The sequence below is a fragment of the Acinetobacter terrae genome (genome assembly GCF_002135195.1).
Taxonomy (GTDB): domain Bacteria; phylum Pseudomonadota; class Gammaproteobacteria; order Pseudomonadales; family Moraxellaceae; genus Acinetobacter; species Acinetobacter terrae.
In genome coordinates this window covers 444,289-464,801 of sequence record NZ_NEGF01000001.1, presented here as the reverse complement: position 1 = coordinate 464,801, position 20,513 = coordinate 444,289, and the positions used below count along the sequence as shown (strand labels likewise).

Genomic DNA, 20,513 nt, shown 5'->3' with positions numbered 1-20,513 from the left:
ATCCCGTAGGCTTTGTCGGCAGGAAAGTTGGGACATTAACAGGGCAATAAACTGATCCCATCGAGAAGCAGATCTGAATTTCTGCCCAACATGATGTTGTTTAGCAAGCCGTTCAAAATCTTGTCGTAAGACTGGTTTAATTAACTGATGAAATACGGTATTCTGATGTGACAAAACCTGAATCCTGGTCGTTAAAGTGTTTGTTTGCACTCATATTTTAACTGTTCGGACTCAGGTTTTTTTATTTAAATCAAACTATGGGACAGCAGTGCCTTCGGGTGCTTTTTTATTGTTTTGTTTTCAGCGCAAGGCACAGCTAGGGACTAGAGTGTTTTTTAACGCTACGTCGTTATGAACTACTCATTTAGAATGACTAAATTTCGTATTTCATGGCTAGTATCACCTAAAAAATACTCATAGTCGCAAACATAGATGAATTGTCAACAGCCCCTCATCTCATGTTAAAATGACGCATAAATTTTATAAATCAAATTAGAATAATGATGGCTAAATCTTTAGTGACCATGGGTTCTTCAACCTCACATGGCGGCATTGTCTCAGAATGCGAAAATACCTTTATCATTAATGGAATTGCGGTGCATCTGCATGGTATGAAACATTACTGTCCAAAATGCCAAGCTGTGGTGTCTGCAATTGCAGCAGATCAATCTACAGTCGTAAAAGGACGGGGGATCGTTATTGCCGGAGATAAAACGACGTGTGGCGCAACTTTTTTAGGCAATCAAGCTTTAGTTGTTTCCAAGAAGTAAGCGTGGTCGCGTTTAAAAATATTTTTATAATAATTTTTCATAATAAAGAAAGACTGACTTTGAAGTCAGCTTATCCATGATTTAGTGATTTGAATCAGGCAGGCTTTTCCTTAAGCTATCAGCACGTGAATAGGTTTAATCAGGGAAGAGCAGAGCTATATGAAGGATTCATCATTTAAAAAGACAGCGATTCATTTTACCCATGCCAATGGAATTCCTGCGCCAAGTTATCAAAAGTTTTTCGCTTGCTTTGAAGATGAGTTTGATTTGAAGTCCATTCCGATGATTGGAATGGATCCACAATATCCCATTACGCATGACTGGCGTTATTTAGTCGATCAAATTATTGATGATATTGAACAGAAATTTCCTGGAAAAAAGGTCATAGGTCTGGGGCATTCTTTTGGGTCATTACTCACGCTCATGAGTGCCTATAAGCGTCCTGATTTATTTTCACAATTGGTGATTATGGATCCACCTTTTGTGATTGGTTCAAAGTCACCCATGTTTGAAATTGCAAAAAAATTAAAACTCAAAGCAATCGATCAATTGACTCCGGCAGGCATCACCCTGAAACGAAAAGATCACTGGGAAAACCATGAGCAAGCCTATGCTTCCATGCGGCATAACCCGTTATTTAAACATTTTGATCAAAGCTGTTTTCAGGATTTTTTAGCCTGTGGTTTGCAACCAGATATTCAACGTGGAGGCTTAACTTTGGTAGTGCCCAAAAGGATTGAAGCCGAAATTTTTAGAACGGTGCCTGCATGGTGGTGGCGTACGCCGAGGAAAGCACCGGCTGTGCCTGTACATTTAATTAGTGCGTATAACAGTCCATTTTACAAGCAAGGTTTTCCGCAAGGGATGCAAAAGACCTATCAGATTGATTATAGCTTGATGCAAGGCGGGCATATGTTCCCATTGGAACAGCCTGAAAAAACCGCTGAACTGGTTAAATATATTATTGCTCAACAGAAAAGCATTTAAAGATAGAGGAAGGATTCAATATGTCAGGATTCAATCCTTAAATATTTGAGCATTAGCGAATTTTCGCTTCATCCAAATGACGTGCACCTTCTAAAAGCATGCGAATCATAATCATGGTTTGTTCTGCAATTTCTTTGCGTTCAATCATAGGCATATCAATCACTGTCGCACCCATATTAAACACCAATTGGGTAATCGCTTTTGCAACAATGTCAGGATGAAACAATTTACTATGATTCAGACGTTCTAAGCGAATGAGATCTTCTTGCAGTTCTTGCTGAAAATAATTTAATTGACGCTCTACTGCTAATTTGTATGAAGCAGAACCGGTATAGGCTTCACGAAGTAATAAGCTTAAATTTCCTTCATCGGCATCTAACTGCTCAATAAAAATTTCAACTGAACTGCGAATAATACTGTTTTGTTTGGAGGCTTTTAAGCGTGCCTGATGCAAAATCTGACGCAATACATGACCAGCGCGATCAATCAATTCAATTGCCAGTTCATCTATATCTTTGAAATGTCTGTAAAAACTGTTCGGAGCAATACCTGCTTCACGAGCAACTTCACGCAGGCTTAAGGATGCAATACTTTTTTGAGGACCAATTAAATTGAGTGCGGCTTGAAACAGTTCTTCTTTGGTAATTGTTGCTTTTCGACCGACTGTGCGGACGATAACTGGCTCATGAGCAAGACTTTGTGCAGCAATTGTGGCATCAACATTTTTTTTGATTGAAGACTGATTCATATTTTTCAAAGGATTAGAGACACCAAAACATTATAGCCGTTGCTTGCTCACTTGGGAAATGAATAGAAACAATACGAATATATATACAAATATATATACATGTGTATAATAATTAAAATTCAATCGCGTGGTGCTTACTATGCATATGTTAGAAAAAATGAAATCTCCCTTAAGTTCACTTGCTGAAACTGTTATTGATCAGCATGCAGCAAACTTTTGGCTGCAAAAATTTAATCCGCTTTGGTCATTTAACCAAGCCTTGGGGAAAATTGTTCAAAAAGAAAATTCTGCTCAAAATATGGTGAGTCTAACCATTCAGTTCAATCGTCATTTTGAGGTTGGGCAAGCAGGGCAGCATCATCCGATTTTTGTGGAAGTCGACGGTATTCGCTATGAACGCAGCTATAGTTTGACTCAACTTGATTCTCAACATGTCTTGTTGACAGTTAAAAAAGTTGATCAAGGTAAAGTCAGCTCTTGGTTGGTTGAACAGTCACAAGTCGGTGATATCCTTGAATTTGGACAGCCTTATGGCGATATGCTGTTACCAGAACAGGCTCAAGCGATGCTATTGCTTGCTGCGGGTAGTGGTATTACTCCAATGTTGAGTTTACTCAAAGCACTCTCTAAAACAGATCGCATGGCCCAAGCACCGATCCAGTTGTTGTACTGGGTGAAAGAATATGCAGATGTGGCTTTTAAGGCACGTTTTGAAAAGCTCGCAGAACAATATCCAAATTTTTCATTTCAAGTTTTTTATACTCAAGAAGCCGATGCTGGCGAACGTTTAAACCAAGCTCATGCTGCATTGCTGGAAAACATTGAAAATAGCGTGGTATATGCGTGTGGTCCATCTGGTTTTGTCGCACAGGCTGAACAGTTATTTGCACATGCGCAAAGTTTTAAAAGTGAAGCTTTCAGCATGACACCTGTAGAAACTTCCGAGACTGGCTTTGTCAATGTGACCTTATTGAAATCTAAAAAAGTGTTGGCTATTCCAAAAGGTCAATCGATTTTAGTCAGCCTTGAACAGCAGAATGTTAAACCTACGCATGGTTGCCGTATGGGTATCTGTAATAAATGTGTCTGCAATAAAGTTGAAGGTTCAACCAAAAATTTAGTCAATGGCAGTCAAAATTCAGAACCTGGTAATTTATTAAAAATTTGTGTCAATTCAGCACAGTCTGATCTTGTTATTGATTTATAAGTGAGTCAAATATCATGAATATGCCCGTAAAAATAGAATATTTTAAAAATCCTAAAAATGGTGAACTCACTCAATCCCAGTTAGATGGATTGGCACGTGAGTTAGACGCCATTAAACAAGAAGTGTTAGATGATATTGGGGAAAAAGACGCGAAATATATTCGTCGTGTTTATTCAACGATTCGTTATGCTTCTATTGCTGGACGTGCCTGTTTATTTGCAGGTTGGTTCCCACCAGCATGGATTTTAGGAACCGGTTTACTCGGTTTTGCCAAAATTATGGAAAACATGGAGCTGGGTCATAATGTCATGCATGGTCAATATGACTGGATGAATGATCCGAAATTCAATGGTCCAACTTACGAATGGGATATTGTCGGTACAGCGGATAACTGGCGTCAAACCCATAACTATAAACATCATACCTATACCAATATTAAAGGTATGGATGATGATATCGGTTATGGATTGCTTCGCCTGTTCCCTGAACAGCGTTGGAAACCCGGCTATCTTTTACAACCGATTTATGCGATTCCATTTTGCTTGTTGTTCCAATGGGGCGTAGCAATTCAGAACCTTGAACTAGGTAAAGTATTGTTTGGTCGAAAAACCAAAGAACAAGCTAAAAAAGAATGGCAGCCAATGCAACGCAAAATCACTAAACAATTGTTTAAGGATTATGTGTTCTTCCCATTAATTGCCGGTCCAGCAGCTTTACCTGTTTTAGCGGGTAACTTGGTGGCGAATGGTATGCGTAATATTTGGACCTTCAGTATTATTTTCTGTGGTCACTTCACTAAAGATGTTGAAGTCTTCCCGAAAACAGTACTTGAAAATGAAAGTCGTGGTCACTGGTATATGCGTCAGATTCGTGGTTCATCGAATTTAACCGGTTCAGAAGCATTCCATATTTTGACCGGACATTTAAGTCACCAAATTGAACATCATTTATATCCAGATGTTCCGGCACGTCGCTATCGTAAAATGGCGCCAAAAGTACAAGCTGTATGTGAGAAGTATGGTTTGAACTACAACAATGCAAGTCTCATCAAACAGTATGGTAGTGTGATTAAACGTATTGCTAAATATGCTTTTCCATTTAAAAAATAAGTTTATCAAAAGATTTTGATACGCTGTTTTTCAGGAGTGATTGTTATCCCACAATCACTCCTGAAATTTTTATAAGATAGAATAAAAATTTCAGGCCATTAATTTAGTATTAAACGTTGAATGAATTGGTTAATAAATTAACTTTGCAAATTGTTTAGCTTTTGTTAATTTTTTTATGAATATTTTTGCATAAAAATCTTCTTTTTGAGCACTTTTGCCTATTGTCAAAAAGTAAAAATATATGACTGCAATTATACTCCCTAGGGGTATGTTCAATAAAGCAACATCTATTAATTGGTAAAAAAATTAAATAGATAAGTCTATAAATAATCATGCTTATAAAGCATTTGATTTTATTGTTTTATTTGTTATTTATTTGCTTAAATTAAAGTATATTAAGGTTTTGTGAATAATTAAATGCAAATAATAATGATTATTAAAATACGAATTAATTGATTAATAATTAAAAAGAATGATCATTTTTACAAACTATAATAAAAGCGGGATGTGTTAATTTTTGTATATAAATATGCCATTTGGTATAGGAAAGAAAAATGCACAAAAAACCGTCTTTAATAGCTCATAAATTTGAATCTGGTTTTACTCTCATAGAGCTGATGGTGACAGTGGTAATTATCGCCATTCTTGCAGCAATCGCGATGCCTATGTATTCAAATTACATCACTAAAGCGAAGGCGCGTAATGCTGGGGCAGATCTTGTTGCCTTAAGTCTGGTTTTAGAAAGTCTGTATCAACGTAATTTAACTTATACAGCTCCAACACCTAATAATCCAACCATGACCACAGCAGAAACCCAAAGTCATGCTTCTGCTTGGCAGCCGGCCGAACTTGAAACCTTTGACTACACCATGGAAGTCAAAGACATAGATTCAAAAAAGGGATATGTACTTACCGCCACAGGTAAAGGTCGTAATGTAGGCTGTACTTTAACTTTAAATAGTAAAAATCAACGTGGTGTGCCTGCGACATCAGGCTGTGGTGGATTAAAATCATGGTAAGTCAACGTGGAGTGACCCTCATCGAGTTGATGGTTGCTATTGCTTTGCTTGCAATATTGGCATTGGCGATCTTTCCGCTTGGAAGAGTTTGGGTAGCAAATCAACAAATTACTAAAACTGAAAAACTATTTTTAGAAGCATATGCACGCGCTAAAAATGAAGCACTGCGTAATCCGAACGCTGTGAAAGGTGATGTAAAAACTGCAAGTTTAGAAGTAACCACTACCGCTGTAAATGTAAAAGATAGTAATGGTGTGGGTATTTGGAGCATAGGTATTGCCCCCACTGTTACCGTAACACTTTCAACTGGATGTACTACGGGTCATCAGAAAGTAGAGCTCAATAATAATGCACATTTACTTACCGGAAGCTGCACCTTTTATACTGTAGCAGCAAGTGGAGGTACAGATGCAACAGGCACTTTATAAAAATTCTGCTCTGTATAAACAGCAGCAGGGTGCGACCTTGATAGAAGTACTGGTCTCTATGGTGTTAATGGCCGTGATTGGTTTGGGGGCTGCCTATATTTCGGGTCGCACTGCGGTTATGCATCGTGATCAGAACATTCATTTGCATACTGTTAACCAAATGCGACAGCAGTTAGAAAATTCAGCAGAATGTGGTGGTAAGGCTGTAGGAACTCATGCAGTCCAAATTCAGGTTGCTGGTACAAGTATTGATTTAGATTGTGTCGTGAGTGAGGGTGCTTATACCATTGTAGCAAAGGACTCTACAGGCGCAGGGGTTGTATCATCTACATCAGGTGGAATAAAAGTAAGCGCTGCAACACTTGCAGTCGATGAAGACGATACTTTTGTACCTGTTAAAGTGCAAATGTCACCGTGAAAAGGAGAGGGAAAATGCATAACCTAAAATTTTCACAGCGTGGTATTTCATTAATTGAAATCCTCATCGCATTGGCACTTTCTATCATTATTATTTTAGCAATGCTACGTGCCTTTGTGACCACAGGTAAAGTTACAGCAGAAGCTTCTCTCGGCGCAAAAGTTGATAGTCATATTATGTTGGGTTTGATCGCCACTGACCGGATTTTGCAAGGATTGGGCTATGGCTTAACTAATCCGACTGTTGCGGACTTTGCTGTGTTAGATAAAGATGGGAATGCAGTGACACTGGGGCAGACCGGAAAGTTTTTAGTATGGAAAATATCAACTACACATTGTCAGGCTTTGCAAAGTCATACAAGTGGTTTGTATCTATATGGCAAAACTGATGTGGGCTATTCATGTTCTAGTTTGGCTAAACCAGCAGATACGATCTCTAAAGAGCCTTTAATTCAGATTGATCACGCAGCTTTAAATGACTCAGGCATTGCTAATACTACCAATAAAATTGGTGATATTGATATAAAAGTAGAACAAGTCACAGGAGGGTGTAGTCCCTTTGGTGTTAAAGGTGATTCTAGCATGCCTCTAGGGAAGTATCAGGTGACTTTACTGGCGAATACTTACGCTGCGAGTACCGATAGCTCAGCCCGTACAGTTAAAAATATAACATGTCTGTTTAACTTTAAATAAGGGGAATAAGTCATGCATTACTCTACAAAAAATCAAAGAAATCTGAATAATTCTATTCCTTTTGTCAAACAGGCAGGTATTTCTTCACTTTTATTTATTTTATTGGTGGGCTTATCTTTAACTGTGCTGACTGTGGGTTACATGTCATCAATGCGTAATTTACAATCAAGTGCAACTACTGCGCATGCGCAGACTCAGGCACAAATGAAAGCGATGATGGGATATCATGCATTGAGTAAGTTTTTGTTGAATCAACCTCAAGGATATTTAGATAAAATTACCGCAGGTGACATCAGTGAAGGTACGACAATTACAAGTAGTTATGTAAAATCTATTTCATGTCCAGCATCAACAATTCCTGGTGAAGTACATTATTGTTTTGATATTACAGGTAAAAGTGGTGGGGCTTCGGCAATTATTCGTGCCATGTATGCATATCAGAAAGAAGTTCAGCAAAGTACGGTTGCCGGCACTATTTTTGCTGGTGGTTTGGTGGTGGGGGGGAATGCAAATTTTGTAGGGGAAACGGGTGAGAATGTCACAATTTTTGTAGGTGGTGAAAATGCTGGTAAGGTCGTTGATACTTCTGGTGAAGAAGTTACTTTAGAACGAATTACAGTGCAAGCTTATACGAATCCAATTGAGGTGGCAGATGCTGGAACTTTAAAAAATTATGCAAATTACCTTTTCACTAAAAACAATGCTGGATCAATAGAATGTTATAGAAATAATCTGCATATTACAGGGGGGGCAGTAATTACAACACCAATACAAATTACATGTCCAACAGGAGTATCTATTGATAATAAAGGAGTATGGTCATTTAATTCATCGACAATCAATTTGCCAGGGATCATGTGGTTTGAAGGGAGTGTTCTCATTCAATTGCAAAAGACTCCAAATGATATGGTCAATACTGTTTTAGCGACAGGTTCAGTCACAACAGACTTAGGTACAGGAAATATAGCCGGTACTTATAATGCTTATGCACCTTTACATTATTTATTAATGGCTAGTGATAGTAATATTAAGACACGTTTGGATAAGGTTTGCCCAGCTGAAAATTATCCTGTTCAGTATTGTCAACCTTATGATGCGACACAGCGAAGTTTAATTACAAGTGTGACATATTTTAAAAACAATAAAGATAAATTTTTAAAAAATACCAATCTATTTCCAGCAAATTTGTCGAATATTTTATTTTTAACAGACACTGAATTTGCAATTGATGCTGCTAATGATACAACGCTTAATTTGTATGGCAACCTAGTTGGTACTAAAGGAGCAGGTGGTACAGGTAAGGCATCTGGAAAAATTACAGGTACTGGTGATATTAATATTAAAGGTAACTTGGTTGTTACAGGTGATTTGAAAACAGAGGTACAAGGTAATATGACAGTTACTTTAGGAAAAAGTAATACTGATGGTAATAATATTCCTGTATTAATCTATTCGACCAAATCAAAATCTATCCGCTACATGTAAGCTTTTAAAATCTAAAAAACCCACAATGAATTGTGGGTTTTTTATGCACGTAAATGCAACTAAGCCAACTTTTTACAGTTAATAATTTCAGGTAATTGTTGATTCGTTCCGACCATATATGAATAAGTTGCCAAACTCAGCATTTCATTATCTTCATGACTATTGCCATAGGCATAAATTACAGAATAATGATCTAAAGAATACTTTTCTAAAATTCGTAGTTTTTTTTGTTCTGAACTACAGTCTGGAGTTGTGTATTGTCCAGTATAGGTATTATTTACTTGTTCAGTCTGGGTGCAAATTAAATCAATATTTAATAAGATACAGATATGTTTAAGATAGACATCAATTGATGCTGAAACCAGTACAACTTCATCGCCTAAAGCTTGATGATGTTTAAGTTGTTTCAGCATCGGTGGATTTAATTGAGATATTAAACTGGTGGCATATTCCTGTGCAATTTGCTCTAACTCTAAAGCATCTGCATTGCTAAACATTGCACGAAACAATTTAGAGCGCATGGCATGCGCAGGGTAAGCATTTAAATAATAGGCTTGAATCCAAGGGAGTAGTTTAATACCTTGTTTGACGATATGTCGTTTGGATAAAGCATAGAAGATAAACCCCGTGAAACTGTCTTTTTTACACAGGGTTCCATCAAAATCGAAGAGCGCTAATTTTTTATTCTTTTTGCTCGTTGCATACATGATTGATATCTTCCATTTACGCGTGTTGCAAACCAGTTGGTATTATATTCGCGGCTCAGTTTAGGACCAGAAATGACCACTTCAGGCATAATCGCATAAATAGGATCTTTGCCTGTTTTCTCATGGTAAAGTTTGGTTACAGCACGATAGGTGGCTGTATCTTCAAAACTTTTATCTTTTTCTTTCTTTAAGTCAGCACGAATCTGTCGTGGTGTGACTAAAATATTGTTGGCTGCAAAAACACTAATCAGTTCGCGTTCAGACTGGCTGCCAGCAGAACGGATTGAACCCTCTTTAGTGTAAAGCAATAAGTCACCATCCAAGTCTAGTTCAGCTGCCGTTAAATCATTGAGCATGCTTTGAAAAGCTGCGTTGCGACTTGAATACATACCAGAGTTGTAATCTGCAAAACGATAAATCGCTTTATCATAATCGGCAGGGTACATCATTAAACGGTGAATGCCGTAATACAAACCACCATATTGACTATATAAGTCGGTGCGTAATTCGGCAATATTGCCGCCTTGACGTTTGTGTTCTTTGGCATAACCAATATGAACTTGCATTGAGCCTAATGTAGTAATTGGATTTAATTTTTCCCCAATATCCTGTCCAACCAGTTTTGCTGCGCCTGTTAATGCGCTGACATGATAATGTTTTGACATATAGGTAAAAATTTCACGATATAACTCATCCAATTCACGTTCAGTTTTTACCCGACGCATTTGGCTTAAATAGTTATCTTCAGGGCTAGGTTGGTTTTTTAAGACTTCTTGGAAATAGCCTGCCATTGTTCCGCCCAGACCATCACCCAATTTGCTTTTAAATTTTTCATCCAGACGGTCTTGAACTTCTTTAACTGCCTTGACACCTAAACCGGGAACTTGCGGATCGGCAACAAAGTTAGACTCTTGATCTACGACAGCCACAATACTACAAATATTCTCCTTGGTTTGGGGAATATCGAGCTGGTCTGTAATACTGTAAATATCTTTGGCCCATGAGCTACGATCATTGACACGCGGTGGAATCAGACGCTTGATTTGATCTTCTTCTAGAGTCGGTTCATTATTTTTTGACCACCAAGAATTATCTCCACATGCCACTAAACTAAGAGACAAAGCCAGAATACTCAAGGATTTAACATGAGATGACATAACAAGAGTTTTTTTCATAATGATGAAAACATATTTCCAAAAGGATGAGCCAATACAGCAGATGCAGTATACTATGCCGGTCGAAAAAGTGATGAATTTATATGTATATTGGTCCATATCAGCTGTCAAATAATTTAATTGTTGCTCCCATGGCAGGTGTTACGGATCGTCCATTTCGGACGTTGTGTAAATATTTTGGCGCAGGGCATGCCGTCAGTGAAATGATGACCTCAGATCAAACTTTACGCATGAGTAAGAAAAGTTTGTACCGTGCCAATTTTGATGGTGAAATCGCACCTATATCTGCACAGATTGCAGGTTCAGACCCATTTGAACTTGCCGAAGCAGCACGTTATCAAGTCGCCAATGGCGCACAAATTGTTGATATCAACATGGGCTGTCCTGCCAAAAAAGTCTGCAATAAATTAGCCGGTTCCGCATTATTAAAAGATGAAGATCTGGTGGCACGTATTTTAGATGCTGTTGTGGCTGCTGTGGATGTTCCGGTGACCTTAAAAACTCGATTGGGGTATTTAAATGGTCATGAAAATATTATGCGGGTGGCAAAACGTGCGGAAGAAGCGGGTATAGCTGCATTGGCATTGCATGGTCGAACCCGTGAAGACATGTATCTGAATACTGCACGCTATAGTTTGATTAAAGAAGTCAAACAGATGTTGAATATTCCAGTGATTGCCAATGGCGATATTGATAGTCCTGAAAAAGCCAAATATGTACTCGACTACACTGGTGCTGATGCCGTGATGATTGGGCGTGCTGCACAAGGAAGACCGTGGATTTTTCGTGAAATTTCCCACTATTTGGCCACAGGTACACACTTGGCTGCACCAAATATTCAAGAAGTTAAAGATGTGTTGTTGGGGCATTTATCTGAACTGTATGACTTCTATGGTGAATATTCAGGGTGTCGGATTTCGCGTAAACATATTGCCTGGTATACCAAAGGTTTACGTTCAAGCAATGAGTTTCGTCAAAATATGTATAAGGTCGAAAGTACGGCTGAACAATTCAATGTGGTTGAAGACTATTTCAACCAGTTATTGGCTCAAGGTGAAATTATGAGTGATGTGCAAGTTGAACAGGTCAATCTACTTGAAACCAAATAATGATCGAATAATTTATTTTGAATAAAGATTTGAATAAAAACCTCTCGGTTGAGAGGTTTTTTTATGGCTGATATGACCTAAATGATTAAGCTTGACTCATTTCCAGAACCAGTTGGTTGATTAAATCGGCAGCTTCCATTTCTCGAATTTGAGCGACATTGGTTCCTGCCCAAAATGCCCCAAAACCATAATCGCCTTGCGCTGTTGCTGCTGCATTGAGTTGTTTGCCCAAGTCATAGCAATATGGATAGGTAGCAACAGGAGGTCGTTCAGGACGATCCACTTGGGTATGCCAGTGATTAATCAAGCCCCGCGCAGGACGACCAGAAATACTGGCGCTAATTTGAGTAATCGGTTTGCTAAACAGCGCTTTTCGATACGCTGTATTGGCATTGGAACTTTTGCATTGCACAAATGCAGTCCCAAGTTGAACTGCTGCTGCTCCTAATTTGAATAGGAGTTGAGCCTGCTGTCCATTCATAATGCCGCCAGCAGCAACAATGGGTAAGCTGCAGTACTGTTTTAGCAATTGAACCAAATCAGACGTTTTAACAGCACTGTCAAAGGTTTCGTTAAAAATCCCTCGATGTCCACCCGCTTCAATGCCTTGAGCAATAATGACATCAATTCCAGCCGCTTCAATTTCAAGCGCTTCAGCCAGATTGGTCGCTGAAACCATGGTGATAATACCCGCTTGTTTTAAGGCCTGAATTTGATGAGGATGTGGAATACCAAAGTGGAAACTCACTGCTTTAGGTCGTGTCTCTAAAACTAAATTTAAATAATCATCATGATCTAAAAAGCTGGGATAAATGCATTTTAATTCTGTTGGCGGAACAGCATGATACTTCTCAAATTGAGGCGTTAAATATTGAATCCATTGCTTTGCAACCTCGTAGTCGAGTTCTAAACTTTGATGACAAAAGAAATTTACCTGAAAAGGTTGGTGGGTCAGTGCTTGAGTTTCTAAAATTTGTTGACGTGCCGCTTCAACAGAACTTGCACCCAAACCGAGTGAGCCTAAGCCGCCTTGATTAGAGACTTCAGCAGCCAATTTAGGGGTGGAAACACCTGCCATAGGGGCAAGGAAAATAGGATGTCTAATATCAAGTTGTTCTAATAAAGTCATATTTAGCTCCTGCTGATCTATATTACTTTGCCCAAGCCCTGAAAATTAAGCAAATAATATTCGTTATTTCTTGAGGAAATGAAATGACATTTTTTTGATTGTTTACACTCATGGCGCCATATAAATGAAAAGTCAATTTAACTGGATATTTCAGGCATAATGTTGTGTTATATGATGTGACTATTGGGCAAGTTATGATGAAGCCGTTAATTTTTGTGACTTTAATTTCAAGTTTATTATTTTCAGCATGTTCAAGCTCTGAACAGCATAAAACACAGATTGATCCTCAGCAATACAAAGTTCAGGATGTCGCAAGTTTGCAACAGCGTTTTGAGACTTTAAATCAACAGTTATCTAAAAATTATCAGGCATTTAAAAAAACCAATAATATTGCCTTTTCAGATCAGTCTGTACTTGATGTCAATCAACTCAAAACATTAGATCAGTATGCTGTGAGCCGGACTTCATTAAAACCGGTTAAACAAGCCTATTGTGAAATGATGAACGGATATTTTGCCGAGATGTATCATTTGGGCAATCAAAACCTGAATTTAATCGGGCAAGTTCAATTACCTAATATGCAAGCTGAAGACTTGGCTAAAAGTTTTGCAAATGCAGATCAGTTTTATGATTTTATTTTAAATCGCTATACAACATACCGTCAGGCTCAGGAAATAATGGGCTATGGTTGTAATTTAAAGGCAGCTTTAAACTAAATTTTAAAAATAGAATGTATAAAAAAGCCCATCAAGTGATGGGCTTTTTGGGATCTAAAAACTCGGTCTTAACAACCGGTTAATTTTTCAGCTTGGGGACGTTCACTCGGAAAGAAAATTGGGCGAAGTTTGACACCAATGCTGTTACCGATAAAGGCGAAAATCAGCCATAACCAGCCATGCAAACTGCCTGATGCGATACCACTGAAGTAAGCCCCGATATTACAACCATACGCCAAACGTGCACCGTAACCTAATAATAGACCGCCAACAACCGCAGCAATCAGTGAGCGTTTTGGAATATTGAAGTTAGGAGCGAATTTACCTGCCAGACTTGCTGCCAATAATGCACCTAGCATAATGCCGAAGTTCATCATTGAGGTAATATCGAACCATAATGATTCAGCCAGCGCTTTGGCATTGGCTGGTTGTTGCCAATACGCCCAAGAGGCAACATCTACACCCATAAAACTCGCAGATTTTGCAGCCCAAACTGCAAGTGCAGAAGTCACACCCCAAGGACGGCCTGCTAAAGCCAAAGTCGCAAAGTTCAACAAGGTGAGGATGATTCCACCCCAAACTAAAGGCCATGGACCACGTAGGAATCGTTTTAAACCTTGAGTTTGCGCTTGAGGTTCAACTTCAAGTGAACCATGACGTTTTTTCTCAAAATAAATCGTTGCAAATGCAATCGCAGCAAATAGTACAAAACTGACGATTAAAGCAGGGATAACACCTAAGCTTAAAACTATTGAAATAGGTGCAAGATGAGGCAGGTTAAACCACCAGTCCAAATGCGTGGTTGCAATTAAAGAGCCGAGGCAGAAGAAAATCAGCGTTACGATCATACGTGCGCTGCCGCCGCCTACCGTGTAGAGCGTACCGGAAGCACAGCCACCGCCTAATTGCATGCCTATACCAAAGATAAAAGCACCAATCATCACCGACATGGAAACAGGGCTGACATTACCTTTGACAGGATTACCAAATAGCTCACCTGCACCTAAAGCAGGGAAGAATAGCAATACAGCAAGACCCAGCATGATCATTTGCGCACGCAAGCCACGACCACGACGTTCTTTAATAAAGACACGCCAGCTGGAGGTAAAACCAAATGAGGCATGATAAAGCGTCATGCCCAAGGCACCGCCAATCAGGAATAATAAGGCTTGATTCAGCCCAACAACTTGATAGGCACCAAGTGTACCAATCAACAATAGAAAAAGAGCAACCCAAATCGACAGATTCGATCGATTGGATTTTGCAGCAATAACAGACATGGGAGAATAAAAATAACTAAATGAATCGGGGTATTTTAGTCGATTCTTCAACTATATATATTATTAAAACTTATAGATTATAAGTATTTTAATTGAGAATAACTGATTTGCTATATTTGTAAAATTAATAATTGAGATGCTAAAATGTAGAAACTTTAAATAAAGAACCAAGGGCGCTGGCAAATGCCATAGCGAGATTTCCTTATGAGATAACCTGTAAACTGCCTTTTATCATTGAAGTATTAGCGAAATGACTAGACAGTATACTAAGTGCAGTTAGGGATAAAATTCCAACAATATTACAGTTGTTGGCATATATTGTTCTGGACTAATTAAAATCGAGAACATGAGGAAAAGGGCACTCAGTGAAAAAGTCAGGGCAGAAGAACCTGCTGCTTATGAGGGGGATAGGTAGCCATTCCCATGATTAAACCGGTAAGTGAAATAATCCCATCATTTGCACCCCGTACTGCTGCATGAAGCCAACCGGTTCTTTGAGTATAATGTTTTTGGTTATGAAAATAATATGACAGCTAAACATGCACTTAAAAAGTATCGGTACTTCAACCCTATAAAAATGGAAGGGTAAAAGCAAGATTGGTAAAAATAAAAAAGCTCCTGATGAGGAGCTTTTTTATTCAATAAATTAAATTATTGTTGGGCTTTTTCTTTCATATCTGCAGCGCCTTGTTCAACAGCACCGGCAGTTGCTGCAGTGGCTTCTTTAGCAGATTGGGCAGCAGCCTCCGTTTTTTTAGCGGCTTCTTCACCTGCAGCATCGATTTTAGCAGTAGCTTCCTCAGTTGCAGCCTTGGTTTTTGCAGCAGCTTCATCAGCAGCTTGTGAAATGTCATGACCTGCCTGATCTGCAGCATTTTCAAGATGTTCGCCAGTTGTTGCACCAGTTTCAGGTGCTTTCTCTTTGTTACAACCAACTAAAGCAACAGTAGCAGCAAGACCTAAAGCAACAAGTAATTTATTCATTTTCATATGTCCTTCTAATTGTTTTACCCATAAAAATGGGATAAAGCGAATATAATCGAAATGTCGTCTAAATAACGATCGAAAATTGTTGATTAAATGTAACGTTTGGTGAAAAACTCGAGTGAAAAAAAAGGCTTATATCTACGGATAGATATAAGCCTATGTTTATTTTATCCAAATTTAATTGCTTGGATGATGCAGTTATTGCCCGTTACGGATGATGTAATCGAATGCTGAAAGTGATGCTTTCGCGCCTTCACCCGTCGCGATGATGATCTGCTTGTATGGCACGGTGGTACAGTCACCGGCAGCAAATATACCTTTTACATTGGTTTCGTTGCGCTGGTTAATCACGATCTCGCCACGGTTGGAAAGTTCTACATTGGAAGCTTTGAGGAAGTCGGTGTTTGGCAACAGGCCGATCTGGACAAAGATCCCGGCCAATTCGATGGTATGTTCAACATCGGTGGCACGGTCTTTATATTTCAGCGCTGTGACTTGTGAACCGTCACCCACGACTTCGGTAGACAGTGCATTCATGATCACCGTGGTATTCGGCAAGCTATTGAGCTTGTCTTGCAATACCTGATCGGCACGCAGCTTGGTATCAAACTCAACCAGAGTCACATGCTCAACGATACCCGCCAAATCAATTGCCGCTTCCACACCCGAGTTCCCGCCACCGATCACCGCTACACGCTTGCCTTTGAACAATGGACCGTCACAGTGCGGGCAATATGCAACACCACGGGTTTTATACTCTTGCTCACCCGGAACATTCATTTCTCTCCAGCGTGCACCGGTAGACAGAATGATGGTTTTGGATTCCAGCTTTGCACCGTTTTCCAGCGTCACTTCAACCAGACCGTTGGCGGTTTCATCGGCACCTTTAATCGCAGCCACTTTTTGCAGGTTCATGATGTCGACATCATAAGCACGCACATGCGCTTCCATTTCAGCGGCAAATTTCGGACCCTGGGTCTTTTGCACCGAGGTGTAGTTTTCAATGTCCATGGTGTCCATCACCTGACCACCAAAGCGTTCAGCCACAATCCCGGTTTGAATGCCTTTACGTGCTGCGTAGATCGCAGCAGTATTGCCGGCAGGTCCACCGCCAATCACCAGCACATCGAATGCACCTTTGGCATTGAGTTTCTCAGCATCCTTGGCAGATGAACCTGAATCGAGTTTGGCCACGATTTCTTCCAGAGTCATACGGCCCTGACCGATATGCTCGCCATTCTGGAACAGCATCGGAACCGCCATGATTTTGCGCTGTTCCACTTCATCCTGGAAAAAAGCCCCGTCAATCATGGTCGCTGTTGCGCCCGGATTATTAATCGCAATCAGGTTCAAGGCTTGCACCACATCCGGGCAGTTATGGCAGCTTAAAGAAACAAAGACCTCAAAATCAGAGGTTAAATTTAAGCCTTTGATTTGTGCTAAAACTTCATCAGACACTTTCGGTGCATAACCCGACACCTGCAACAAGGCCAGGATCAAAGAGGTAAACTCATGCCCCATCGGCAAACCGGCAAAGTTGACCTGCGGCTGTTCACCGACTTTGGCGATCCCGAAGCTCGGGGTACGTTTATTGGTGCCGTCAAAACGGGCCGTTACCTGATCCGACAGTGCCGCAACCTCAGTCACCAGTTCCTTGATCTTGTCGGATTTGTCAGATGAATCAAGGGACGCCACCAGTTCAATCGGGTTTTCCAGACGTTCCAGTAAGGTTTTAAGTTGCGCTGAAGTATTTTGGTCTAACATGGCTAACGTCTCCAAGGGAGTAAATGTTTATTTAATAAGGCTATAATAAGATAAATGATTAAATAGGTAAAATGATTCATTTTAACACATATAATCGGATAAATAGATTGTATGTTTGTCTACGTGATTTAGCTTTCGATATTAAAGATAAGGGTTTAATGTGAATATTCAAGTATTTATTAGATGTTTCATGGAAAGAATCTTATTTATGTCATGATCAATAGAAATTTTGATTATGATGAGGGCAATTTTTTCGCTAGGTAAGAATGAATGAACCTTAAATCTGGAATTTATCAACATTATAAAGGCAATTTATATCAGGTGTTTCATGTGGCAACACATAGTGAAACGCGTGAAAAGCTGGTGGTATACCAGTGTTTATATGGTGATTATTCGATGTGGGTGCGTCCTTTAGAGATGTTTCAGGAAACGGTCACTCTAGCAGATGGCCAAGTCGTTCCTCGATTTAAATTGATTCAAGAAACTTCATAAGCATAGATTTTTGTTATAGATAAGCTAGACTCAGAATAACCGCCGAAGATAGGGACATCTGCCATGAGCATGAGTTTGACATTCCAACAACGCATGCAAGAGTTGTATCAAAGTTTTATCAAATTTGATGCATTACAACATGAACGTATTCAGCGTTATCGAAATATTGAGCCTGATTCTGCATTATTTTTAGCGATGCAAATTCGTATCCAGCAATCGAAAACAATTTTGGAAATTGGAACGTCTACAGGCTATTCGACTTTATGGCTGGCGAATGCCGCGCAAAATACGCAAGGACATGTGACCACCCTGGAAATAGATCAATCGCGTACCACTCAAGCTCAACAATATGCTCAAGAGTTGGCATTGGATGATGTCATTGATTTCTGGGTGGGGGATGCGCAAAAATTTCTTGAAAAGAGTACCGATCAATATGATTTTATCTTGTTAGATGCCGAGCGCGATGCCTATGTTGGGTATTGGGCTTATCTGAAAAATATGATTCATCCGCAAGGCGGTGTTTTAATTGTCGATAATGTCATCTCTCATGCGGCAGAAGTGAAAAGCTTTATTGAACTGGTCAAAAATGATGGGCGTTTTATCACCATGACCCTGTCTATAGGCGCGGGTTTGTTTATGATTTGCTATAAATAATATAAATAAAAAAAGTCATCATTTTATTGTTAGGCTGAGCATAATAAATCAGGGAAATGACCCTGATTTATCGTATCTGATTTACGTTATTGAATTGAAATACGGGTAAAGTGCACATCGTATTCTAAGTATTTTTGTACAAAAGCGGTTTTATCATTACAGCGCAATAAATTATTATAGATAAATTCAGGAACCGGGTGATATAGCTCGCCTGATCCGTTGTTATAAAAAATTTTCAAATAGCGTGAAGATGCATTGTATTTGTAAGAAGTGACGACAAGCATTGTTCCCATAAGCGCCCCTCATTTTGTAGGGATATAAAGCAGCACTACATTGACTGCATAGTTTGAACTTAAGATAAAAAGATTAGGGCATGTATAGCAGAATTGTAATATTTATCATAAAAAGAATGCTGTTAGATCAACATCAGTCCTGCTTGGAATTTATATCATCATGATTTTAATTTAGCTGAAAAATTGGATATTTAAAGTTTTACAGAGTCCATAAAAAACCACGCGTTTAAGCGTGGTTTTTTGAATCAGTTCAATCTAATAGAAATTAGATTTTACCCACTAGGTCGATTGAAGGAGCTAAAGTAGCATCGCCTTCTTTCCATTTAGCTGGGCAAACTTCACCTGGGTGAGTGTGAACGTATTGAGCTGCTTTAACTTTACGAAGAAGTTCTTGAGCATCACGGCCAACACCACCAGCGTTGATTTCAACGATTTGGATTTTACCTTCAGGATCGATAACGAAAGTACCACGGTCAGCAAGACCGTTAGCTTCGATTAATACGTCGAAGTTTTTAGCAAGTGTCCAGTTCGCATCACCCACCATTACGTATTGGATTTTTTTGATTTCTTCAGAAGAATCATGCCAAGCTTTGTGAGTGAAGTGAGTGTCAGTAGAAACTGAATAGATTTCAACGCCTAATTTTTGGAATTCAGCATAGTTGTCTGCAAGGTCACCCAATTCAGTTGGGCAAACAAAAGTGAAGTCAGCTGGGTAGAAGAATACTACAGACCATTTGCCTTTAAGATCAGCTTCAGTTACTTCGATAAATTGACCATTTTGGAATGCAGTTGCTTTAAATGGTTTAACTTCTGTATTAATTAAGCTCATCATTGTCTCCATGATTGAGGTTTGTAATTGATTTCCAAAAGGATAGCGAATTTTTTGTTATTGCTGAAACAGTATTTTTACATTATTGAAATCGGAAAAACCGAATTAACTAATATAAAGCCTACAATTCCACCAAATCTGATTCTTTCATCTATTCAGCTACATAAAAAAGATGACTGAATGACAAAATATCAGTTTTTCAGCTTGCCTAAGAAGATGAAGGTTCAGGGACTAAAATTCAAGGGTAAAATTTTTTTAAATTAAATTTCTTTTTGAAGCTCGAATCATTCTTAGGCTGAGTAAGGGTGATAAGAAGAAGTATGTGAACATTATTAAAGAGGGTGAATAGTATAACTCTTGTTATATGTGGCGGATTTTAGCGTGGTTGGTGATCTATTTTCTATGCTTTTGAATATTCTTTACATCAAACGCCATGAATAAATATTTGCTTGTCTTTCTCTCTGCGGCGTTACAGCGTAAAATATTCAGTTCAATTTTTTGTTTTGGGATAAATT

The 20,513-nt window shown here is 39.0% G+C and carries 23 protein-coding genes; 13 read left to right on the top strand and 10 right to left on the bottom strand.

All coding sequences use genetic code 11. From position 1 onward, the window contains the following. On the bottom strand, nt 1-174 hold a 174-nt coding region (locus B9T23_RS02390; protein ID WP_143222493.1), incomplete at its 3' end, for a DUF4372 domain-containing protein. A 329-nt stretch (nt 175-503) separates the two neighbouring features. On the opposite strand from B9T23_RS02390, the gene B9T23_RS02385 reads away from it, so the two are divergent. Continuing rightward, on the top strand, nt 504-770 hold the full coding sequence (locus B9T23_RS02385; protein WP_067723407.1) for a PAAR domain-containing protein: 267 nt from the start codon (nt 504-506) through the stop codon (nt 768-770). A gap of 159 nt (nt 771-929) precedes the next feature. Beyond that, complete coding sequence (locus B9T23_RS02380; RefSeq protein ID WP_086192833.1) at nt 930-1,757, top strand: alpha/beta fold hydrolase; 828 nt, start codon at nt 930-932, stop codon at nt 1,755-1,757. Between the two features lie 52 nt (nt 1,758-1,809). On the opposite strand, the gene fabR is transcribed toward B9T23_RS02380, so the two are convergent. Continuing rightward, nucleotides 1,810-2,505 carry an HTH-type transcriptional repressor FabR gene (gene fabR / locus B9T23_RS02375; RefSeq protein WP_143222492.1) on the bottom strand — a complete coding sequence of 232 codons (696 nt, stop codon included), beginning with the start codon at nt 2,503-2,505 and terminating at the stop codon, nt 1,810-1,812. Nucleotides 2,506-2,644: 139 nt separating this feature from the next. On the opposite strand from fabR, the gene B9T23_RS02370 reads away from it, so the two are divergent. From B9T23_RS02370 to B9T23_RS02340, 7 genes are all read left to right on the top strand, one after another. Continuing rightward, nucleotides 2,645-3,712 (top strand): ferredoxin reductase, encoded by a 1,068-nt coding sequence (locus B9T23_RS02370; protein WP_086192832.1) that lies wholly within the window; start codon nt 2,645-2,647, stop codon nt 3,710-3,712. A gap of 14 nt (nt 3,713-3,726) precedes the next feature. After that, nucleotides 3,727-4,821 (top strand): fatty acid desaturase family protein, encoded by a 1,095-nt coding sequence (locus B9T23_RS02365; RefSeq protein WP_086192831.1) that lies wholly within the window; start codon nt 3,727-3,729, stop codon nt 4,819-4,821. A gap of 554 nt (nt 4,822-5,375) precedes the next feature. Beyond that, nucleotides 5,376-5,840, top strand: coding sequence for a type IV pilin protein (locus B9T23_RS02360; RefSeq protein WP_086192830.1), 465 nt, complete (start codon nt 5,376-5,378; stop codon nt 5,838-5,840). Beyond that, the gene (locus tag B9T23_RS02355; protein WP_086192829.1) at nt 5,834-6,268 is read left to right on the top strand and encodes a prepilin-type N-terminal cleavage/methylation domain-containing protein; all 435 of its coding nucleotides are present in this window, start codon (nt 5,834-5,836) and stop codon (nt 6,266-6,268) included. The genes B9T23_RS02360 and B9T23_RS02355 overlap by 7 nt, the downstream gene beginning before the upstream one ends. Further along, a complete protein-coding gene (locus B9T23_RS02350) occupies nt 6,249-6,686 on the top strand; it encodes a PulJ/GspJ family protein (protein ID WP_086192828.1) in 438 nt (145 codons plus the stop codon). Before B9T23_RS02355 ends, B9T23_RS02350 begins: the two co-directional genes overlap by 20 nt. A gap of 14 nt (nt 6,687-6,700) precedes the next feature. Then, nucleotides 6,701-7,378: a hypothetical protein gene (locus tag B9T23_RS02345; protein ID WP_086192827.1), complete on the top strand. Its 678-nt coding sequence runs from the start codon at nt 6,701-6,703 to the stop codon at nt 7,376-7,378. Nucleotides 7,379-7,390: 12 nt separating this feature from the next. After that, entirely contained in the window at nt 7,391-8,863 is a 1,473-nt protein-coding gene (locus tag B9T23_RS02340) for a hypothetical protein (RefSeq protein ID WP_086192826.1), read from the top strand. 59 nt (nt 8,864-8,922) lie between these two features. Here B9T23_RS02340 and B9T23_RS02335 read toward each other — a convergent pair whose 3' ends face one another. Both B9T23_RS02335 and B9T23_RS02330 read right to left on the bottom strand, forming a co-directional pair. Continuing rightward, nucleotides 8,923-9,570 (bottom strand): HAD-IB family hydrolase, encoded by a 648-nt coding sequence (locus B9T23_RS02335; RefSeq protein ID WP_086192825.1) that lies wholly within the window; start codon nt 9,568-9,570, stop codon nt 8,923-8,925. Beyond that, on the bottom strand, nt 9,537-10,745 hold the full coding sequence (locus B9T23_RS02330; RefSeq protein ID WP_086192824.1) for a DUF1615 family protein: 1,209 nt from the start codon (nt 10,743-10,745) through the stop codon (nt 9,537-9,539). Before B9T23_RS02330 ends, B9T23_RS02335 begins: the two co-directional genes overlap by 34 nt. Nucleotides 10,746-10,828: 83 nt before the next feature. Between B9T23_RS02330 and dusB the strand changes: the two genes are divergently transcribed. Continuing rightward, complete coding sequence (gene dusB, locus B9T23_RS02325; RefSeq protein ID WP_086192823.1) at nt 10,829-11,854, top strand: tRNA dihydrouridine synthase DusB; 1,026 nt, start codon at nt 10,829-10,831, stop codon at nt 11,852-11,854. An 85-nt stretch (nt 11,855-11,939) separates the two neighbouring features. Here dusB and B9T23_RS02320 read toward each other — a convergent pair whose 3' ends face one another. Then, on the bottom strand, nt 11,940-12,983 hold the full coding sequence (locus B9T23_RS02320; RefSeq protein ID WP_086192822.1) for an NAD(P)H-dependent flavin oxidoreductase: 1,044 nt from the start codon (nt 12,981-12,983) through the stop codon (nt 11,940-11,942). A gap of 194 nt (nt 12,984-13,177) precedes the next feature. Between B9T23_RS02320 and B9T23_RS02315 the strand changes: the two genes are divergently transcribed. After that, nucleotides 13,178-13,699, top strand: coding sequence for a hypothetical protein (locus tag B9T23_RS02315; RefSeq protein ID WP_407640411.1), 522 nt, complete (start codon nt 13,178-13,180; stop codon nt 13,697-13,699). 68 nt (nt 13,700-13,767) lie between these two features. Here the strand turns inward: B9T23_RS02315 and B9T23_RS02310 are convergent, their stop codons facing one another. The 3 genes from B9T23_RS02310 to ahpF form a co-directional block, all read right to left on the bottom strand. Continuing rightward, the gene (locus tag B9T23_RS02310) at nt 13,768-14,979 is read right to left on the bottom strand and encodes a YeeE/YedE family protein (RefSeq protein ID WP_086192821.1); all 1,212 of its coding nucleotides are present in this window, start codon (nt 14,977-14,979) and stop codon (nt 13,768-13,770) included. Between the two features lie 651 nt (nt 14,980-15,630). Next, nucleotides 15,631-15,963 carry a hypothetical protein gene (locus tag B9T23_RS02300; protein ID WP_086192820.1) on the bottom strand — a complete coding sequence of 111 codons (333 nt, stop codon included), beginning with the start codon at nt 15,961-15,963 and terminating at the stop codon, nt 15,631-15,633. Between the two features lie 201 nt (nt 15,964-16,164). Beyond that, a complete protein-coding gene (gene ahpF / locus B9T23_RS02295; RefSeq protein ID WP_086192819.1) occupies nt 16,165-17,730 on the bottom strand; it encodes an alkyl hydroperoxide reductase subunit F in 1,566 nt (521 codons plus the stop codon). Nucleotides 17,731-18,000: 270 nt separating this feature from the next. Between ahpF and B9T23_RS02290 the strand changes: the two genes are divergently transcribed. Together B9T23_RS02290 and B9T23_RS02285 are read left to right on the top strand one after the other, a co-directional pair. After that, nucleotides 18,001-18,222: a DUF1653 domain-containing protein gene (locus tag B9T23_RS02290; RefSeq protein ID WP_086192818.1), complete on the top strand. Its 222-nt coding sequence runs from the start codon at nt 18,001-18,003 to the stop codon at nt 18,220-18,222. A 63-nt stretch (nt 18,223-18,285) separates the two neighbouring features. Further along, nucleotides 18,286-18,876 carry an O-methyltransferase gene (locus tag B9T23_RS02285; RefSeq protein WP_086192817.1) on the top strand — a complete coding sequence of 197 codons (591 nt, stop codon included), beginning with the start codon at nt 18,286-18,288 and terminating at the stop codon, nt 18,874-18,876. Nucleotides 18,877-18,962: 86 nt separating this feature from the next. Here the strand turns inward: B9T23_RS02285 and B9T23_RS02280 are convergent, their stop codons facing one another. Together B9T23_RS02280 and ahpC are read right to left on the bottom strand one after the other, a co-directional pair. Then, nucleotides 18,963-19,169 (bottom strand): KTSC domain-containing protein, encoded by a 207-nt coding sequence (locus B9T23_RS02280; protein WP_067725967.1) that lies wholly within the window; start codon nt 19,167-19,169, stop codon nt 18,963-18,965. A gap of 265 nt (nt 19,170-19,434) precedes the next feature. Beyond that, nucleotides 19,435-19,998, bottom strand: a complete 564-nt coding sequence (ahpC, locus tag B9T23_RS02275; RefSeq protein ID WP_067725969.1) for an alkyl hydroperoxide reductase subunit C — start codon at nt 19,996-19,998, stop codon at nt 19,435-19,437. Nucleotides 19,999-20,513 lie beyond the last annotated feature (515 nt).

Excerpts from the sequence above, each read along its gene's own strand:
- B9T23_RS02380 (WP_086192833.1), top strand. The coding sequence starts at position 930 with ATGAAGGATTCATCATTTAAAAAGACAGCGATTCATTTTACCCATGCC.
- B9T23_RS02385 (WP_067723407.1), top strand. The coding sequence starts at position 504 with ATGGCTAAATCTTTAGTGACCATGGGTTCTTCAACCTCACATGGCGGC.
- B9T23_RS02355 (WP_086192829.1), top strand. The coding sequence starts at position 5,834 with ATGGTAAGTCAACGTGGAGTGACCCTCATCGAGTTGATGGTTGCTATT.
- B9T23_RS02300 (WP_086192820.1), bottom strand. The coding sequence starts at position 15,963 with ATGAATAAATTACTTGTTGCTTTAGGTCTTGCTGCTACTGTTGCTTTA.
- B9T23_RS02330 (WP_086192824.1), bottom strand. The coding sequence starts at position 10,745 with ATGAAAAAAACTCTTGTTATGTCATCTCATGTTAAATCCTTGAGTATT.
- fabR (WP_143222492.1), bottom strand. The coding sequence starts at position 2,505 with ATGAATCAGTCTTCAATCAAAAAAAATGTTGATGCCACAATTGCTGCA.
- B9T23_RS02290 (WP_086192818.1), top strand. The coding sequence starts at position 18,001 with ATGAACCTTAAATCTGGAATTTATCAACATTATAAAGGCAATTTATAT.
- B9T23_RS02310 (WP_086192821.1), bottom strand. The coding sequence starts at position 14,979 with ATGTCTGTTATTGCTGCAAAATCCAATCGATCGAATCTGTCGATTTGG.
- ahpF (WP_086192819.1), bottom strand. The coding sequence starts at position 17,730 with ATGTTAGACCAAAATACTTCAGCGCAACTTAAAACCTTACTGGAACGT.
- B9T23_RS02285 (WP_086192817.1), top strand. The coding sequence starts at position 18,286 with ATGAGCATGAGTTTGACATTCCAACAACGCATGCAAGAGTTGTATCAA.
- B9T23_RS02340 (WP_086192826.1), top strand. The coding sequence starts at position 7,391 with ATGCATTACTCTACAAAAAATCAAAGAAATCTGAATAATTCTATTCCT.
- dusB (WP_086192823.1), top strand. The coding sequence starts at position 10,829 with ATGTATATTGGTCCATATCAGCTGTCAAATAATTTAATTGTTGCTCCC.
- B9T23_RS02350 (WP_086192828.1), top strand. The coding sequence starts at position 6,249 with ATGCAACAGGCACTTTATAAAAATTCTGCTCTGTATAAACAGCAGCAG.
- B9T23_RS02370 (WP_086192832.1), top strand. The coding sequence starts at position 2,645 with ATGCATATGTTAGAAAAAATGAAATCTCCCTTAAGTTCACTTGCTGAA.
- ahpC (WP_067725969.1), bottom strand. The coding sequence starts at position 19,998 with ATGAGCTTAATTAATACAGAAGTTAAACCATTTAAAGCAACTGCATTC.
- B9T23_RS02335 (WP_086192825.1), bottom strand. The coding sequence starts at position 9,570 with ATGTATGCAACGAGCAAAAAGAATAAAAAATTAGCGCTCTTCGATTTT.
- B9T23_RS02345 (WP_086192827.1), top strand. The coding sequence starts at position 6,701 with ATGCATAACCTAAAATTTTCACAGCGTGGTATTTCATTAATTGAAATC.
- B9T23_RS02280 (WP_067725967.1), bottom strand. The coding sequence starts at position 19,169 with ATGGGAACAATGCTTGTCGTCACTTCTTACAAATACAATGCATCTTCA.
- B9T23_RS02360 (WP_086192830.1), top strand. The coding sequence starts at position 5,376 with ATGCACAAAAAACCGTCTTTAATAGCTCATAAATTTGAATCTGGTTTT.
- B9T23_RS02315 (WP_407640411.1), top strand. The coding sequence starts at position 13,178 with ATGATGAAGCCGTTAATTTTTGTGACTTTAATTTCAAGTTTATTATTT.
- B9T23_RS02365 (WP_086192831.1), top strand. The coding sequence starts at position 3,727 with ATGAATATGCCCGTAAAAATAGAATATTTTAAAAATCCTAAAAATGGT.
- B9T23_RS02320 (WP_086192822.1), bottom strand. The coding sequence starts at position 12,983 with ATGACTTTATTAGAACAACTTGATATTAGACATCCTATTTTCCTTGCC.